Consider the following 17992-nt stretch of genomic DNA (forward strand, 5'->3'; position numbering starts at 1 on the left):
GAAAATCTCATCGTTATGAGAAAAAGACAGTCTTTGATATTTTGGGTGTTGTTTATGAGTATACCACTTCTACTCATCAGGTAGCATAGTAAAAAAATTGAAACCCGTCAGGGTTTATTTGATATGCTCACTTTTATAAAATCTATAAAAGATAATAATAAACTATATGAAAAGACCGCATTTTGTATGAAAATATACCTTAAGTTGATGGATGTGGGGTAGTACCACATGCCCATCAACCTTTTATTATGAAGTAACACCTGAACGTATTATATTATTGTTTTTTATTAACAGACATAAAAATGATTAATTTGTTTTATTGATAATTTACAAACGACATTATAAAATGTTTGTATATATATAAACTAAAGTGAATTACGTTTTATTTTATCGAAAGAGATAGGAAGTATTAATAACAATAAAATAATGGATATATCACCTACAAAGAGCTGCAAAAAGAATGGAACCAGTACGGAAAAGATACTTTCGTAAAAAAATTCAAAAAATAAGAATTATTTGTTCTTGAAGAAAAGTGACTAGAAAAGTTACAACCATATGGAGAATAAGGTTATACCAAAAAAGTCTTAAAAGGGGGACAAAATTATGGAGCAAAGAAAGTTTTCAGTAACACCTCAAGATCGAATGAATTATTTATTAGGTCTTTATTCTGCAGATCAACAAATTAATGTAGTTCTTTATTTTCCTGTAGGAATATCAAAGAAAATACTTGAACAATCAGTAAGGATAACGTTACAATTGCAGCCGGTTTTGAACAGCCGGTTTGTAGAAAATGATATTCCTTACTGGGAGGAACATTCATCTGCCACTAACTTACCTATTTGCCTTTTTGCAGAAGGAAGTAATCAAGAACTTGAAATAATGGCAATAGATTTTATTAAGGAACCTGGTGATCGTATTCAGGGGCCTATGGTTCAAACAAAATTATTACGAGGCACTACAACAGATATGTTAGTTGTGAAATTATCTCATCTATGTTCAGATGGTGCAGGGGTCAAGGAATATATTAATTTGCTTGGAGCAATTTATACTCAACTTTCCTTGGGACAATCTAAGAATCAAATTATAAAGGAATTTGGTGAGGGAAATGAGAGTTTTCGAGATCAATCACATGTATTCAAATATGCTGGAATATCGAACATAAAAAGCGCGTATCGTCCTAACCAAGAACAACAGGCATCGTTATGGTCTTTTCCATCTCAACCTAACAAAAATAAATCCCCTCAAATGTCCGTACGGCGGTTGAGCCATGAGCAATCTTTACGTCTAACCCAATGGACAAAAGCACAACAGGCTACCTTAAATGATGTAATCATGACTGCATACTTCCGAGCTTTATCACATTTCACTGTGTATGCAGAACCTCGCACCGCAGAAAAAATGATCGGTTTAACAATTGATTTACGTCGATATCTGCCTAATTATACAACTGGTGCTATTTGCAACTTATCCGGCATGGAAATGCCAGTGATTAAAATGGAGGATGATGAATCATTTAATCAGACTCTCGTTCGAATTAAACAATCAATGGATAAAATAAAGTCTCAAAATCCGGGTCTTTCTTCGGCAGCAGGAATGGAGCTACTGGCAGGTATGAAGCTATCTGTGGTGAAGGAAATGTATAATCAGCAATACGAACAGGCTTTACAGATGGGGATGGCGTTGCCATTACTGACAAATTTCGGGGTGATCGCTGATGAACCTATTCAGTTTGGTGAAGTTCAAGCTGAGGACGGGTATATGACATCACCCATTATGTATGCGCCATTCTTTTCAATGGGTGCAAGCTTTTATAATGGAAGACTTACATTTACGATTGGCTATCATACACCGGATACATCAAAAGAAAAGGTAGACAAATTTTTAGAAAGTGTTGTTAATCAACTATCATAAATAAAAGAGAATATAGCGCAAAAATTTCTAGCGGAATTGTATTTTAGGGGCTCGTCCCTATGTCCATCAAGCTAATATTTTGAAGTATCCCTAAAACGAAAATTTTATATCACTACAACAGTTATTTATGAGAATTTAGGTCATTTTTTTCGTTTTAGGGTATTCGCTTTTCTTAGCTTGATGTTGATGTAACGGAACCTCAAGTATGTAGAAATTTAAAAAAGTCCCTTAATAATACTTAAAGGGACTTTGCTCACACAAATGATCTGCACATCAATTCATTTTTGATATACAGATCATTTGTATGATAATTTTTATAAAAAATTACGGAATAATGAACTTACATAAATGCTTTTAAAAGTTCTTGAACTAATGGAAGTGCTCCACCTACAAATTTTAAAACTGCCATTGCGATTTCCATATTATATCCTCCTCTTTTGTTGTTGCTAAGATGTGATTTATCTTTATGTCTTTATTATAGTAAGCGCTTACATTTATAACAATACATTTCTATATGCAATATTGCATATTTATATATTTAGACAAAAATTAGGCCTCTATTAGTCATTCCTTAATGGTACTATAGCGAGGTGAGAGTCTTCAAGGGTTCTCCTTAATAGGAGGAAACGATATGGAAAGAGTGCTGCAAGTGATTGATAGTAATTTGAAACTCAAGAGCTGGGTTAAACAGGTACTAGCTGTAGGCGGAATGTTAGGGGTCTGCTACTTGATGTTATATGTTTACAGTTTCTTAGTTGTTATGTAAATACTATACAACTACACTAGTGGAGTCTTGCCTACAGTGGTAAGGCTCTTTTGTTGTACCTGAGGTGAACAAACTATTCACAATATCTCTCAGGCTTTTCAGGCTGATGGGCATGTGGTTCTACTCCGTAAACTTCTATGTAAAAGTTTACTTTCAATTAAACGAAAAAGAGTCTTATTAATTTAGGAGTACGGCAACATGCCCATCAACTTAAGAATTTTATAACGCCCCAAAACGAAAAAATGTACATTTTTTCGTTTTGGGGTATTTGCTTTTCTATTAACTGAATTTGAAAAATATCTGATTCCTTTATACCTAGAACTCTCATTTCATCTTTAAAAGTTCGCCAGGACGCAGCTTTAATGGATTTTGTACTTTTATCCCTTAATGTGTACACTCTTATGTACTGTATTTCCTGTTTCTCATTTCTTCCCACGTTGTCTTCCTTCGTTATTTTTGATTGATGTAATCATAATATCTTTTTAACGAAAGTTTAGATTTAAATCCTACTTGTTTTAAAATTTCTTCCTCTGAAACATGATGCTCAATAAGTCTTAAAATGAACGTGTTCCGTAAGTGTTGCGCTGAGATCCCTTTACGTAAATTTGCTCGAGCAACTTCAAGTCGAATCATTTTTTGAACAGCAATCTCTGTTAGGGCTTTCGGTGCATCGTTTTCATATGACCAATGATAGGTATTCCGAGTAAAATCGAAGGCTACGAATAAGGGCTCATTACTATGGTATTTGGGACGAACAGGTTCAGGAATGACCTTGTAATAGTTAAACAATCGTTTTTTATCATCTTCAGTTAAAAGGATTGTTCTTTCTATACCTGCTTTTTTTGATACTGAGATTGTATTGGTTTCAAAATGAACGTGCTTCATCTGTAAACTTACAAGTTCCTGTAAGGATAATCCATTATTAATGAGTAAATGTACAATAGAAATGTTGCGATCCATAAGTACGGAACGAACAGAACGTTGTTTTTCCGATAATTCTTCTAATGAAGTTAAAATAAACTTTAACCTTTTTTCTTCCTCTATTGAGATAAAGTCTCTATCACGTAACGCACGATTGGGTTGAATACTAAATTGCATCTCTTCTAACGGATTTGGCAGTTGTAAATACTGATACATTCTATTTAAGACAATATAGACACGATGCATTGTTTTATCAGAATACTGTCGTTGCTGTTTTAAATCATAGAAATACGCTTCATAATCCTTTGTACCAAGCGTCGTCCATATATTGCATGTAGGGAGTTTTTTAGATTTTTGCAACCAATGACCAAAGTCTTCAATATCATAAACATATCGTTTAATTGTGGAAGGCTTGCGTCCTTTATTTAATAAGAAAGAAGAAAAGTGTTGTACAGTATCTTGAAATTCTGTTGTTGGCATAAGCTTATCATCCTAATTTTTCTTTTAGTATATCAAATTTCACACATATTCCACCTACCCATTGGTCCCCCAAGAAAATATATAAATACAAAAGATAAGACCAGGAACTCGGTCTTATCTATGGCATAAGGAGAAACAATTAGGGTGATAACCTTCACTTTTTTATCATAATACATTAACTGTTAATTTTGAATATTATATCTAAAAATAGTAGTAATATCCATATTGAGAAATTTATCACTAATTTGTTTGTACAGTATCAAAAGGTACACCTTTTGGTAGGGTGGTTTTTGAGTAGAAAACATGGTACTAAAAGGTATGAAAATAATTTTAGGTTTATACCGAAATCAAAACACACCTTTAGGTACACATTAGCTATAAGAATTTAATGATCAATTTTACAAATTATAAAAAGTCATGAACTTAGTTTTACTTTCTATTATATACAAGTTGTTAGGGACGATATCATAGGCTAAAGATTGTTCCAAATATTCACTTAGAAATTTCTGATAAGTTAAAAAATATAACAACAAAACGTTTAAAATATGATAAAATACAATTACATTTGAAAAAGAGTAGTGGGTTCAAGTTGTTATTTACATGAACTCCAAAGAAAAAAGCCAAATTTTAGATAGATTTGGCTTTTTTCTTTTTATGCATTTGTAGCTAAAAATAGCATGGTCTTTAAATCCTTGTTAGGGGCAAGAATTTAAAGAAGAGTTTAGCTTAATTATGATTTTACATAAATTGCATATTATAGTAAATTGATATTGTTTATGCTAAATATTGTAAATATTCAGTAATTTAATTCTTATATTATTTATGCGCAAAGTCATAATTAGTGAGTTTTAAAAAAGATACAAAATGTTAAAATAATAAAACCCAGTGATATCAGTACGTGTGCATGATATCACTGGGTTTATATTTGGATATTTAACGGTGTGTTTTACAAATTGTAAAAAGATGTAAACTTAGTTTTACTTTTTACTTACGAACCGTCTAAAAAGTGAACAATCGTTTGTAAAAGTATACCTTTTTAAACGGTTGATTCATATCTCTGAAACATTGAAACATCAAGTTTATAAAGATGATACTAACCATTTTATAAACGTTTATATTTAACGAATACCTTTATAAACAAAATGGTATAATTGTGGTAACAAATGTAAGGAGAATATCAAACGTGACGAATATTTATGGATATATACGTGTTAGTACAAGAGATCAAAATGAACAACGCCAATTACATAAGATGATGGAACGAGGAGTGGAAGCTCACCGTATTTTTGTCGATAAAGCAAGTGGACGACATTTTGATCGTCCTCAGTATCAATTATTACGAAAAATATTGAGTACAAGTGATATTGTTTACATAGATGCTTTAGATCGTATGGGGCGTAACTATGATGAAGTAATTTCGGAGTGGAAATACATCACCAGGGAATTACAAGCTGATATTGTTGTTTTAGAAAATGAAACACTGTTTGATAGTCGAAAGTTTCGTGAGATGGGGGATATGGGCCGTTTAATGGAAGATCAATTCTTATCTTTGCTGTCCTATGTTGCAGATCAAGAACGTAAAAAAATTCGTCAGCGACAAGCTGAAGGGATTGCGGTAGCCAAATCTCAAGGAAAACATTTAGGTCGTCCTCAAGTGAACCTTTCGACCCTAAGTAAACAACAAATAAATACAATAGAAGAAACTCATTCAAAATGGAAGAGTGGGAAAATAACTGCTGTTATGTTTATGGAAATATTAGAGCTAAAGAAAAACACATTCTATAAAATAATGAAAGAATACGAAGATAAATTGAATTGAGTTGGCCAATGTCTAGTTCTTTTTTATATGTAACAATAACCTTGGAAAATAAAAAAGAAACCTGTTAAAGTAGAGGGATTTTTAAAGGCGGGTATTCAAATTGTTAATCGCTCACACAAACCTATAGGAGGGTAAACAAAACATGAAAACCGCGAGAATGTTTTCAATACTTGTTTATTTATTAAACAAAGATATAGTTTCTGCTGAAGAATTAGCCAATAAATTTGAAGTAAGTAAAAGAACAATTTATAGAGATATAGACGTTTTATCATCAATCGGTATTCCTATTATTTCTTATTTAGGAAAAAATGGTGGTTTTACTTTAATTGATAACTATCAATTAGATAAATTTACATTTAGTGAAGAAGAAAAGAAATTTTTACTAGAAAGTTTAACATTAAAGAATGAACTGTTTGATAATAATCAATTAGCAATTTTACAAAAAAAAATAGAGTTATTGAAAGAAAATAAAGAGGAGTCTCATTCTAACATCACAATATCATCATCTACATTACATCGAGAAACAATAGAAGAAGAAACAAAAATAAAGATTAAAGAAATCCTTTTTATAATGGGTGAAGGAAATAAAATCCGTATTTCTTATGTAGCACAAACAGCAAATATAATGAGCCGAATTATTCAACCTATAAAATTAAATTTTATGAATGGTAGTTGGTATTTAGAAGCCTTTTGTGAATCCAGACAAGCTTTGAGATTATTTAAATTGACTAGGATAAGAAATATGGAAGTAATATATGACAATACTAGAACTATTTATTCTGTGAAAAATGAACATCCAACGAATAAGGTACTTAAATTAGAAAAGATTGTATTGTTGTTTTCAAAAAATCAACTGGGTAAATTATACGATTTTTTTACTGAGGATGAAATAAAGGTACTTGAGGATGGGAACTTAAAAGTAACTTTTCATTATGATATCAATAAAAATTTACTGCCATTTTTATTGATGTTTGGCAGGCATGTAAAAATACTAGCCCCACTATGGCTTAAAAATGAATATAGAAATGAAATTGAATTTATTTATAAAAGCTGACAGGCTGTTGTCATATTATGAGTGCTATACTTTCCATATTAACTAATAGGAGGAAGTTTACATGAATATAGCAGTTACTGAAAAACGTATTTATGGAAAAAAATAAGAACAAATAATCAAAATACAGATGCGCTAATTAGTCTATGGGAAGAGATTCTTCGTTTAAATTTAAAAAGTGATGTATATGCTGTTTATAATAATTATGAAAGTGATTTTACAGGTGATTATGATTTGCATATTGGTACTGAAGAGAAAGTTATTGATGAAAGTCGTGTCATCATTCCAGCAGGCAACTATCATGTTGTAGAAGTAGATCATACTGATTCACAGGGTGTTTTTAATGCTTGGGTGGATATCTGGAAAAGTGATATAAAAAGAGCATATAAAACTGATTTTCAATTTCACTCTAAAGATGGTGGTATAAGGATATTTCTGTCGGTTGAATAATTAATAGTAAGCTGACTAACTAAAATGGAGGATTTGAACAGATGGATGAGAAAAATCGAGGCTTTTCAGATGCTGATCTCAACGGTCAAAATTCCTGGGTTTCCTCTGTCACAATTCATAGTGACCTTCTTGCCACTAAGGATCTTGTCTATAACCCATGGGGATTCGAGTGCTCTCAACCACGAATAGAAGCACAAAACGCTGGATATGGAGCCTATGTATTTAATTTAAACGCTCTTTCCATTAGATTTCGTGTTGCTAAAATCACTCCTACAAAGGTTGGGCAATTTGTGACTTTGTGGGAGCGAATTGGGGATGGACCGATTCAGCCATATGACATATCAGATCCAGTCGATTTGTTTGTTATTAGCACCCGTAAAGGGAACAACTTTGGGCAATTTGTTTTTCCAAAAGCCGTTCTATGTAATCAAGATATAGTATCCAATAAAGGGAAAGGCGGTAAACGAGCGATACGAGTTTATCCGCCTTGGGATAAGCCTACGAGCCGTCAGGCTCAAAAAACGCAGATATGGCAACTAGAATATTTTTTAGAAATACCTGTAAATACACCAATAGACTGTGTTCGTGCTCAAACGTTCTACAGTCTAAATCATTCGTATAAACTAGCTCACAAGCTAAACTAACAATCGATTCCTTAACTTTCAAGGAGCACGTGAACGATTCCATAAATAAAATTTTTAAGCTATCGTGGTGTATATAAATTTTGTTGTTTCTTTTAACAGTGCGAAATCTCTAAATCCGAGTGTTCACAAGGTGTTGGAGAGTAATGATTGTTAAAATAAGAAAGAAAACTTATATAGAATGAGAAAAAACTTGGTTTTCTATATGGATATGACGAATGTACAACTGGTTGTGTGATAGAAGATTCTAAATTAGGATTGAAGAAAAAGTTGTATAATAAGATAGATTTTAGAATGTTGTGTATGGTTGAAAGAATATCCAGCATGATAAGATAGCGTATACACTGTTTTTAGGAAATATGCATAAGATTTTTTAGGGAAGAAAAAGGAGTAGGATTAATGAATAAGTTTAAAATTCTTATTATTGAAGATGAAGAACGACTACGAAATGAACTTTGTGATTATTTGCAACATTTTGGTTATGAAGTAGACGCTGTTACAAATTTTCGGGATGTTCTTTCCTATATTAAAGTCTCTGACCCTCATCTTATTTTACTCGACATTAATTTACCCTATTTAGATGGGTACACCTTAAATCGTGAGATTAGGAAATTTTCTGATATACCGATTATCATTGTTACTAGTCGAGACAATGAAATAGATGAATTAATGAGTATGAATTTAGGAGCAGACGACTTTGTCACAAAGCCTTACAATCTGCAAATCTTAATCGCTAGGATAGAGAAATTATTAAAAAGAACCTACACGAATTACAGTTCAAATATTCTTGTGTATAGAGGAATGAAGTTTGATGTGGCTAAGGGGAATATTCAATATGGAGGGGAAGAACAAGTATTAACAAAGAATGAATTGAAAATTTTGCACTATTTACTGCAACATCAAGGAACTATTATCTCTCGTGAAAAATTGATGGAGTATTTATGGTCATCGGATTTATTTGTTGATGATAACGCACTTTCCGTCAATATGACGCGACTCCGCAAGAAGATTGAGCAGATGGGGATGGAAAACCCTATCGAGACAAGAAGAGGGCTTGGGTATTTATTGCCATGAGCTTAATGTCCTTTCTCCGAGAAAAAATAGTGTTCCTTCTTTGTAATTTTCTTCTATTCTTTATTTTTAGTATCATCCTTTGGAAAATTCGAATTCACGGAGGTATGATCTTCGTCGTATTCATCGTGTGGTTCTTCCCTCTCCTTCTTTCCTATTCATTAGATTATATAAAGAAGAGAAAATATTATCAGAGCTTAGTTCATTATCATCATTCATTAGATAAGAAGTATTTGCTTCCAGAGTTAATGGAACAGCCCACATTTTTAGAAGGTAGAATTGTCCAAGATGTACTCGAGGGTGCGAACAAGCAAATGCACGAACACGTCAATTGTTATAAACGAGAACAAAAAGCCTATCAGGAATATATTGAAACATGGGTGCATGAAATCAAAACACCCATTGCTTCTGCAAAATTGATTTTACATAATAGAAATTTAGATGAGGGAATACTAGAAGAACTCGATAAGACGGAACTTTTTATAGAGCAGGTTCTTTACTTTGCAAGAAGTAGCTATGTCAGTGAAGATTATTTAATTCGTGAGTTTCCATTAAAGGATGTTGTGACGAAAGTAGCAAAAAGGAATGCGAAGAGCTTTATCTATAAGAAAATTAAGTTAAATTTAGGGAATATTAACGAAATCGTATTTAGTGACACAAAATGGGTTGAATTTATTCTAAACCAAATTGTTACTAACGCCATTAAATATAGTAAACAAGAAGAAAGTGAGATTAAAATTTATACAACACATAATGAAAATAATATCGTATTAAGCATCAAAGATAATGGAATAGGGATACAAGAGAGAGACCTTCCGCGTGTATTTGAAAAAGGGTTCACTGGTGAAAGTGGTCGACTCTATAGCAAGTCAACAGGAATGGGTTTATATTTATGCAAGCGATTGGCGGAGAAGCTTCATCTAGGTCTACGTATAGAATCGGAATTAGATATTGGGACCACTGTGCACTTAGTTTTCCCTAAAAGTAAAGTTTTGTTAATGGAATCGTGATAACACGATTCCATTTTTTTAGAATTTTTTTATTAAATAGAAATCTTTCGAAACTGTAAGGTTCATGAAACCTAATGCAATATGAGATTTTCACTACTAATTATACAATGACATCATAAGAAATTTAGCAGAGAGATTTTTTAATCATGACTATCTAGCCTTATGTAAAACTGCATACTTTGATGTGAAAGGTCCACTGTTATCAGAGGATATAGTACAAAAGGCTTTGGTAAAATCCTTATATAAATACGACTCTATTGTTTTTAAAAGTAGCTTACAGTCTTTTGGGTTCTCTGTTTGGTTAATTATTTATAAGGGGTGTTTTACGTAGTTCCAGAGTGAAGCATGAGGTAGTATGGGAAGAATGGTTTTATACTGCGATTTGTTTAGAGATGAATAAAGGAGAGAGAATGTATGACTTCAATATTAAAAGTAGATCATATCGAAAAATATTTTGGAAATAAAGGAAATGTAACAAAAGCAATAAATGATATTTCATTTAAGGTAGAAAAGGGGGAATTCGTTGGGATTATGGGACCTTCCGGAAGTGGGAAGACAACCTTACTCAACTGTATTTCTACCATTGATAAAGTAACAACCGGTAAGATTATTATCAATAGTCAGGATATTACAACTTTAAAGGCAAAACATTTGGAGAAATTTCGCCGCGATGAATTAGGCTTTATTTTTCAGGATTTTAACCTGTTGGATACATTAACGGCATTTGAAAATATTGCACTTGCCCTTACAATTCAAGGAGCTAAACCTGATGTAATTTCATCAACAGTAAACGAAATTGCATCAAAACTAGAGATTACTTCTGTATTAAATAAGTTTCCATATGAAATGTCTGGAGGACAAAAACAGCGTGTCGCTTCTGCTCGTGCAATTGCAACCAATCCATCTCTTGTACTGGCAGATGAACCAACAGGGGCATTAGACTCCAAATCATCACGTTTATTACTCGAGTCGTTTGAGAAGCTGAATAAAGAATTAAATACAACAATTTTGATGGTGACGCATGATGCATTTTCAGCTAGTTACGCAAAGCGTATTCTCTTCATTAAAGATGGTAAAATTTTCAATGAACTTGTCAGAGGAAACGATTCTAGAAAAGAATTTTTTAACCGTATTATGGATGTGGTTACCTTATTAGGAGGTGACGCGGATGATGTATTTTAAATTATCGCTTCGAAACGTAAAACGTAGCTTTAAGGACTATGCCATTTACTTTATGACAATTACCTTTGCTGTCTGTCTTTTTTATAGTTTTAACTCGTTGTCTGCACAGCAGGTAATGTTTGATTTTTCAGCCAGTCAATCAGATAAGGTTAAACAAATAGTGGACCTCATTGGATTCGTTTCTGTCTTTATCTCGATTATCCTTGCGTTCCTTATTATTTTTGCGAATAATTTTCTCATTAGACGACGGAAGAAAGAATTAGGAATGTATATGACACTTGGAATGAGCAAATATAAGATTTCGAGAATTCTTGTCGTTGAGACACTCTTGATTGGTCTCATTTCTTTAGGAATTGGATTAGGTCTGGGAGCACTGTTTTCACAAGGTTTGTCCATCGTAACAGCAGAAATGTTTAAAGTAAATATAAAAGCGTATGAATTTGTTTTTTCGATGGATGCCATGCTGAAAACAATCATGTACTTTGGAATTATTTTTATTGTTGTGATGATTTTTAATGTGATTGTTATTAATCGTTATAAGTTAATTGATTTACTTACAGCTAGTCGAAAAAACCAGAAAATTAAATTGCAAAAAATATCAACAGCCATGGGGGTTTTTGTGATTGCTCTCATTACTTTGGGAACTTCTTATGGAATGATATTAAAGTATGGTTTATTCGCAAAGGGTTCTATTCTTTGGTTTATTATTGTGCTGGGATCACTAGGGACGTTTCTTTTCTTCTTTTCGCTTTCTGGCTTTTTATTAAATTTATTAAAACGCAATAAGAAAATTTACTTTAAAGGTATCAACATATTTGTGTTAAGACAAATCAATAGCAAGGTGAATTCCACTTTTGTTTCCATGACAGTTATTTGTTTAATGTTGTTTTTTACTATAGGGGTATTATCAACCGCCTTCAGTTACAAAAGTAGTTTAGAAAAAGAATTAGACTTGGCAACGCCTTATGATGCAAGCTTTACAATTTATCCCTCCGGAGAAAGCAAAGAGGACTTGACGGATAAATTTGATGTATTGAATGTAAAACAATATGGTGATTATGTCATCTTTAATAAATATACAACAGAAGAATCAATAAAATCTTATCTTAACGAATATGCAGATGAGAAATCTAAAAAAATTCTTAATTTAGATATGGGAATTCCCCTTGGTGTGATTAAGCATTCTGCTTATAAAGAATTGATGCACCTTCAGGGAGAAGAGCCCGTTGACCTAAAAAAGAACGAGGCGTTAATCCTTTATAATCGAAAGGATGCTCGAGATGCGTTCAAACGCTACACAGATAAGAATGAAACAATTAATATACGAGGTAAAGAATATCCGATCGCATCTAAAGGGTTCCAGTTTTTATCTATTGACACTAGTGCATCCAATATACCGTCAATGATTGTAGTACTGCCTGATCATGCTGTGACGGATATGCCTGTATGGGAATCTGTTATGAATATCCAATATACTGGATCATCTGAAAAAGCAGATGAAGAAATATATAACCTACAGAAAACATTCGACGAAAAAGAGGATCAAAATTTCTTCGTCTCTGCAGTAACTAAGACACTTGCGTACGAAGACAATATAGGACGTTCAACTATGGTTGTGTATATTGGTATATATTTAGGTATTGTGTTCTTGATTTCCAGTGCTGCAATTTTAGCGCTGCAACAACTGTCAGAAGCGAGTGATAATATAGAACGATATCATATGTTGAAGAGAATTGGTGTAACGCAAAAGGGAATTAACAAATCTATTTTTAAACAAGTTTTTATCTATTTCATGATGCCACTTTCATTGGCCATTATCCATTCAATATTTGGAATAAAAGTAGTGACTGATGCTATAGTAACTGCAGGACAAGCAATCGTATTGATACCATCATTGATTACGGCTGGAGTTATCGTTGTAGTATATGGAGGTTATTTCCTTGCTACCTATTCAGTATATAAGTCGATTGTTAAGTAGGATATCGAGAAATGGCAATCAACAAGGTAGTAGAAGGGAATGGAACCAATAGACAAACGTCAATGAAAGGGCAAGTGATTTAAATCATTTTGTAACCAATTCATTAAGTTTTTCATTCAAATATAACAAAAAAATAGAAAAAAGGTTGAAACAAATACAAAGGAGATACTATTATGAAAAAATTAGTAAGAATCGGATTAGCAGCAGTAATTTCATTAGGAGCACTATCAGGTTGTTCTTTACTAGGGAAAGAAAATGGTATCATTGCTTACGGAAGTGAACAACAAGTTAATACAGTAATCGATAAAAACAAAAATGATATTAAAGAAAAGAACACATATAAAATGAAGCTTACAATATTAGAAGATAAGAAAGTACTTGTAATGGATAAGAAAACTGGTGAAGAACTAGTTAAAAAAGGGCTATTAAAGAAAGTAGACAAAGATGATAATACAGAAGCAATTGATAAATTACCAGCTGTAACATCGGATCAAGGTGTATTATTTGCGAAAGAAAAAGTAGAGAATGTAACAATTGATGGAGCAAAATTAAAATATGACGGCAATACAATTATTGGTCACAATCGTGCTTATGCAGATATGTTTGCAATCGTTGATGATGCGGCATATGGAAATATGAAAGGCGAAGAGAAATCTGTAGGTGTACTGAGATATGATAAAAATCCTAAAAATGAATTAATTAACTATAAAGGAGCAGACAGGACACAACTTGTAGAAATTAAAAATTAAATGAAAAAAGCTTTGCGAAATTCGCAAAGCTTTTTCCTATTTATGGGTAACTTTCTTCATATCTGGACTACAAGGGGGAGGACAACATCACCATCAAGCTAACAAAAGCGAAATACCCCCAAAACGAAAAAAATGGGGGGTATCTTTGTTTTATATTTCCAACTCAATTTCTTTATTCATACAGAAAAACTTATATTTCTTCCCGCTATTACAGGAACAATCGTTATAAATATAAGCAATTGGTTCCTTAACGTACAGGGAACCGGTTAAAATATGTCTAAATTGTGTTTAAACGTACAATTTTCTTTTTTTGATATGGTGACCCCATGCCCATCAAGTTAAGATATCATAATACCCCCAGAACGAAAATTTTGTGCATGTTGCTCGTATTTATTGTTTGGGGATAACTCGTTCTTGTTAGCTTGATAGTGATGGGGTACAGCCAACAATGTAGATTTAAAATAAAGTTATGATGGTTATAAAAAGGCTGTAGGAATGGTGTGTAAAACCATACCACTAGTTAAAGAAAAAATATATAGGGTGGACCTTTTGAAATAGATATAATTACGTGAAAATTATAGTAAGAAGGGCAAGGAAATGTTTAATGATTTTAAATTTGTAGACAATCATCCGGTTTATATCCAATTAAAGGATCATTTGAAAAAATGATTATGAAATGCCAACTATTGGAGCATCTATAGAAAAGGAGAATAGTTTATGAAAATAGTAAATGATAGAGCCATGTTACGATTAATGCATGTAAATGATGTCGAAAGTTTATTTGCCATTGTGGAAGGAAATAAAGAAATATGGACGTATTTAATAGCTAAAATGGATAGCTATCAAGATATGGAGCAGTATGTTCAAGTAGCAATAAAAGGTTTTGAAGGGGAAGCTGATCTACCATTTGTTGTTGTAGATCAAAAAACGAATGAAATTGTAGGTAGTACACGTTTGTACAGTATTTCAAATGATAACAAAACGGTTGAACTTGGGCAAACGTGGTATCATCCAAGTGTACATCGTACAAGTATAAATACTGAGTGTAAGTATATGTTATTGCAATATGCTTTTGAAGAATTACATATGTTACGTGTGCAAATAAAAACTGATTTACGAAATGAAAAAGCACAGCGCGCAATTGAAAGGCTTGGTGCTGTAAAAGAAGGTGTATTGCGAAACGAGAGACAATTGCCAAACGGTTATGTACGAGATGCAGTTGTATATAGTATTATTGCAAGCGAATGGCCGGTTATAAAAGAACAACTATTACAAAAACTAGCTGTATATAAATAAGGAATTATGGTTAAATATATAAAACAATTTTAATCAAAATTTTTTCCAAACCAACAAAACGCGGATTTAGCCTTAGCGTACAATTTTCCCAGAATGATATGGTGACCCCATCGCTATCAAGCTAAGATAAATTTGTATCCATATAATCAAAAAAACGCTATTCTTTTTGTAGAAATATACAGTGGTCTGACCCCATTTGATGAGACAAAGAAAAAACACCTAGACAACATGTTTCCTATAAGATATAGGTGACATATTATCTAATTTTCTCTGAATCCGTTCATTATTATAGTAGTGGATGTATTCATCCACAGTTTGTATTATACTAGCATTATTCGATTGTTTTATATTTTGCGCATAGAATCCTTCGGATTTCAAATGAGAATGAAAGGATTCTATGAGGGCATTATCATGGCAGTTTCCTGTACGAGACATGCTTGTGATAATGCCTTTTTCTTTGGCATATGTTTGAAATTGTTTTGATGTATACACTTTCCCTTGATCCGAATGCAAAATCGTATCAATCACATTTCGCTTTCTTAAAGCCTCTTTTAGAGTATCTAATACAAGAGAAACATCCTGTGTCTCACCTATTTTATAACTTACAATTTCATTGTTAAACCCATCTATAATAGATGAGAAATAAAGAGTCTTATTGCCGAACATCAAATACGTGATATCAGTGAACCATTTTTCATTAGGCTTGGTAGCTTTAAATCTCCGTTGTATTCTATTTTTAGCTACCACTGGTTCATGACCGAGTACAAATATCTTTTTCTTTTTTCTAACTCGAGATAATACGTTGTATTTTCTCATGATACGTAATACTTTTTTATGATTCATTACGATGTTAAATTGATCACGTAGACAAGCTGTAACCCGACGATATCCATACCGATATTTATGATGTTGACATATTTCTATTACGGTTTTTTCTTCATGATTAGTTACTGTTTTCTCCTGCTTTTTCCAACGATAATAAATAGCACGTGAAATATTAAATATGGAACACAGTTCTGCAATTGTGAAAGTTGATTGCCATTCCTTTATCATTTTCATTATTTATTCTTTTCCTCCCACCTCCTTAAGATTTCTTGGCACTTTTCCAGCAATATAATCTTTGCCTTTAAATAACGTATTTCTAATTCTTTTTGTTCAAGTTCTGTTAACTTTTTTAAGCCTTTTCCATGTACAGATTGTCTTCCAATAGATTGTTCAAACCGATAGGTTTCGCCTTCACGATACCATTTCATCCAAGTTTTAATTTGAGCCATATGTTTAATTCCTAAGGTATCCATAATTTCTTTATTTGGGTGTTTTTGCCCATCCCCCGAAAAGGGGGAATAAGACAAAATATACCAATGGGATACTAAATAGGGGTAATGACAAGGTTACTGTCCTAGACCGCAAAGTATAAACATAGAGATTTATCACCTCTATGTTTCTTGAAATTCCCTCTAATTGATTGCTCGATAAAGAGAACCTTGCGATATACTGGTTCCTTCTACATTTCTCTGATGAAGTATTCTTTGCTATCAGGGGGCACCATATAAAAAAGAAAACGTACATTTAGACACAATTTAACCAGTTTTCAATACGTTAAGAAGCTGTTTATTCTATTTACCCTCATATTATCTAACTATGGTTTACATATGAATTAAAGCGGCAAGTCTGTTGGAGAAATATCAAAATCGTTTTTAAACAAAGAGCATCAAACTACGGAGTTGTCCATTTTCGTTTTAAAATATGAGAAAGTCAGGATATATGCCAAGCGAGCATATAAACCTGGCTTTTTCTTTTTGTTATATTACGAAAGTGTAAGGTAAATGTAAGGTGAACCAATGGCAGATAGTGTCGAAAAAGCGCAAAATAGGAACTAGAAAACAAAATGTAGGAGGATAAATATGAGCAAACCAGTAGTAAACGTAAAAAACGTCCAAAAAATATACGGTAAAAAAGACGAGAATCAATCACATGCCTTAAAAGGCGTATCGTTCTCGATTCAAGAGGGTGAATTTGTCGGAATCATGGGGCCATCTGGTTCTGGGAAAACAACTTTATTAAATGTAATTTCAACATTAGATAAAGCAACGGGTGGCATTGTTGAAATTGCAGGTACGGATATTACAAAAATGAAGCAAGGAGAACTTTCTGATTTCCGTTCTCAAAAATTAGGGTTCATTTTCCAAGATTTCAACTTGCTTGAAAACTTATCGATTTATGAAAACATCGCATTGCCACTTTCACTTCAAGGTGTTCCATCACGTAAAATTGGATCAAAAGTAGAAAAAGTAGCTGAAATGTTAGGGATTTCAACGATACTTCAAAAGTATCCATCTGAAGTATCTGGTGGACAAAAACAGCGTTCCGCAGCAGCACGTGCACTTGTACATGAGCCAGCTATTATTTTAGGAGATGAGCCAACAGGGGCGCTTGATTCTAAAAACGCAACGAGCCTTCTAGACGCAATGACAAACTTAAATGACGAACAAGGTGTTTCTATTATGATGGTTACACACGATCCATATAGTGCAAGTTACTGTCAGCGTATTTTATTTATTCAAGACGGAGAGTTATACAAAGAAATTCATCGTAATGATACGCGTGAAGCGTTCTATAAAGAAATTTTAGATGTGCTTGCAGACCTAGGCACACAAAAAGCATAAG

The 17992-nt window shown here is 32.8% G+C and carries 15 protein-coding genes; 13 read left to right on the top strand and 2 right to left on the bottom strand.

What is annotated here, in order from left to right; translation table 11 throughout:
• Nucleotides 1-603 precede the first annotated feature (603 nt).
• Together AAIE21_RS25960 and AAIE21_RS25965 are read left to right on the top strand one after the other, a co-directional pair.
• Nucleotides 604-1911 carry a condensation domain-containing protein gene (locus AAIE21_RS25960; RefSeq protein ID WP_343269360.1) on the top strand — a complete coding sequence of 436 codons (1308 nt, stop codon included), beginning with the start codon at nt 604-606 and terminating at the stop codon, nt 1909-1911.
• A gap of 631 nt (nt 1912-2542) precedes the next feature.
• Nucleotides 2543-2677 (top strand): hypothetical protein, encoded by a 135-nt coding sequence (locus AAIE21_RS25965; RefSeq protein ID WP_343269361.1) that lies wholly within the window; start codon nt 2543-2545, stop codon nt 2675-2677.
• A 450-nt stretch (nt 2678-3127) separates the two neighbouring features.
• On the opposite strand, the gene AAIE21_RS25970 is transcribed toward AAIE21_RS25965, so the two are convergent.
• Nucleotides 3128-4078 carry a tyrosine-type recombinase/integrase gene (locus AAIE21_RS25970; RefSeq protein ID WP_343269362.1) on the bottom strand — a complete coding sequence of 317 codons (951 nt, stop codon included), beginning with the start codon at nt 4076-4078 and terminating at the stop codon, nt 3128-3130.
• Between the two features lie 1183 nt (nt 4079-5261).
• On the opposite strand from AAIE21_RS25970, the gene AAIE21_RS25975 reads away from it, so the two are divergent.
• From AAIE21_RS25975 to AAIE21_RS26020, 10 genes are all read left to right on the top strand, one after another.
• The gene (locus AAIE21_RS25975; RefSeq protein WP_343269363.1) at nt 5262-5897 is read left to right on the top strand and encodes a recombinase family protein; all 636 of its coding nucleotides are present in this window, start codon (nt 5262-5264) and stop codon (nt 5895-5897) included.
• 142 nt (nt 5898-6039) lie between these two features.
• Nucleotides 6040-6951 carry a helix-turn-helix transcriptional regulator gene (locus tag AAIE21_RS25980; protein ID WP_343269364.1) on the top strand — a complete coding sequence of 304 codons (912 nt, stop codon included), beginning with the start codon at nt 6040-6042 and terminating at the stop codon, nt 6949-6951.
• A gap of 231 nt (nt 6952-7182) precedes the next feature.
• On the top strand, nt 7183-7398 hold the full coding sequence (locus AAIE21_RS25985) for a hypothetical protein (RefSeq protein WP_343269365.1): 216 nt from the start codon (nt 7183-7185) through the stop codon (nt 7396-7398).
• 41 nt (nt 7399-7439) lie between these two features.
• Nucleotides 7440-8042: a MepB family protein gene (locus AAIE21_RS25990; RefSeq protein WP_343269366.1), complete on the top strand. Its 603-nt coding sequence runs from the start codon at nt 7440-7442 to the stop codon at nt 8040-8042.
• Nucleotides 8043-8438: 396 nt separating this feature from the next.
• On the top strand, nt 8439-9113 hold the full coding sequence (locus tag AAIE21_RS25995; protein WP_343269367.1) for a response regulator transcription factor: 675 nt from the start codon (nt 8439-8441) through the stop codon (nt 9111-9113).
• 104 nt (nt 9114-9217) lie between these two features.
• The gene (locus AAIE21_RS26000) at nt 9218-10120 is read left to right on the top strand and encodes a sensor histidine kinase (protein WP_343269368.1); all 903 of its coding nucleotides are present in this window, start codon (nt 9218-9220) and stop codon (nt 10118-10120) included.
• Between the two features lie 414 nt (nt 10121-10534).
• Nucleotides 10535-11302, top strand: a complete 768-nt coding sequence (locus AAIE21_RS26005) for an ABC transporter ATP-binding protein (protein ID WP_343269369.1) — start codon at nt 10535-10537, stop codon at nt 11300-11302.
• Nucleotides 11289-13280: an ABC transporter permease gene (locus AAIE21_RS26010; protein ID WP_343269370.1), complete on the top strand. Its 1992-nt coding sequence runs from the start codon at nt 11289-11291 to the stop codon at nt 13278-13280. The genes AAIE21_RS26005 and AAIE21_RS26010 overlap by 14 nt, the downstream gene beginning before the upstream one ends.
• Nucleotides 13281-13453: 173 nt before the next feature.
• Entirely contained in the window at nt 13454-14029 is a 576-nt protein-coding gene (locus AAIE21_RS26015) for a lipoprotein BA_5634 family protein (protein WP_343269371.1), read from the top strand.
• Between the two features lie 717 nt (nt 14030-14746).
• Nucleotides 14747-15325: a GNAT family N-acetyltransferase gene (locus AAIE21_RS26020; protein WP_343269372.1), complete on the top strand. Its 579-nt coding sequence runs from the start codon at nt 14747-14749 to the stop codon at nt 15323-15325.
• 219 nt (nt 15326-15544) lie between these two features.
• On the opposite strand, the gene AAIE21_RS26025 is transcribed toward AAIE21_RS26020, so the two are convergent.
• A protein-coding gene (locus AAIE21_RS26025; protein WP_481858717.1) for an IS3 family transposase occupies nt 15545-16680 on the bottom strand; the annotation gives its coding sequence in 2 pieces (ribosomal slippage) (nt 15545-16387 and nt 16390-16680; 1134 coding nt in all).
• A 549-nt stretch (nt 16681-17229) separates the two neighbouring features.
• On the opposite strand from AAIE21_RS26025, the gene AAIE21_RS26035 reads away from it, so the two are divergent.
• Nucleotides 17230-17991 carry an ABC transporter ATP-binding protein gene (locus AAIE21_RS26035; RefSeq protein WP_343269375.1) on the top strand — a complete coding sequence of 254 codons (762 nt, stop codon included), beginning with the start codon at nt 17230-17232 and terminating at the stop codon, nt 17989-17991.
• Nucleotide 17992: the final 1 nt, after the last annotated feature.

Source organism: Paenibacillus sp. 102 (genome assembly GCF_039549175.1).
GTDB lineage: Bacteria > Bacillota > Bacilli > Bacillales > Bacillaceae_G > Bacillus_A.

Excerpts from the sequence above, each read along its gene's own strand:
- AAIE21_RS26020 (WP_343269372.1), top strand. The coding sequence starts at position 14,747 with ATGAAAATAGTAAATGATAGAGCCATGTTACGATTAATGCATGTAAAT.
- AAIE21_RS25990 (WP_343269366.1), top strand. The coding sequence starts at position 7,440 with ATGGATGAGAAAAATCGAGGCTTTTCAGATGCTGATCTCAACGGTCAA.
- AAIE21_RS25965 (WP_343269361.1), top strand. The coding sequence starts at position 2,543 with ATGGAAAGAGTGCTGCAAGTGATTGATAGTAATTTGAAACTCAAGAGC.
- AAIE21_RS25960 (WP_343269360.1), top strand. The coding sequence starts at position 604 with ATGGAGCAAAGAAAGTTTTCAGTAACACCTCAAGATCGAATGAATTAT.
- AAIE21_RS26035 (WP_343269375.1), top strand. The coding sequence starts at position 17,230 with ATGAGCAAACCAGTAGTAAACGTAAAAAACGTCCAAAAAATATACGGT.
- AAIE21_RS25970 (WP_343269362.1), bottom strand. The coding sequence starts at position 4,078 with ATGCCAACAACAGAATTTCAAGATACTGTACAACACTTTTCTTCTTTC.
- AAIE21_RS26000 (WP_343269368.1), top strand. The coding sequence starts at position 9,218 with ATGATCTTCGTCGTATTCATCGTGTGGTTCTTCCCTCTCCTTCTTTCC.
- AAIE21_RS26005 (WP_343269369.1), top strand. The coding sequence starts at position 10,535 with ATGACTTCAATATTAAAAGTAGATCATATCGAAAAATATTTTGGAAAT.
- AAIE21_RS26010 (WP_343269370.1), top strand. The coding sequence starts at position 11,289 with ATGATGTATTTTAAATTATCGCTTCGAAACGTAAAACGTAGCTTTAAG.
- AAIE21_RS25980 (WP_343269364.1), top strand. The coding sequence starts at position 6,040 with ATGAAAACCGCGAGAATGTTTTCAATACTTGTTTATTTATTAAACAAA.
- AAIE21_RS25995 (WP_343269367.1), top strand. The coding sequence starts at position 8,439 with ATGAATAAGTTTAAAATTCTTATTATTGAAGATGAAGAACGACTACGA.
- AAIE21_RS26015 (WP_343269371.1), top strand. The coding sequence starts at position 13,454 with ATGAAAAAATTAGTAAGAATCGGATTAGCAGCAGTAATTTCATTAGGA.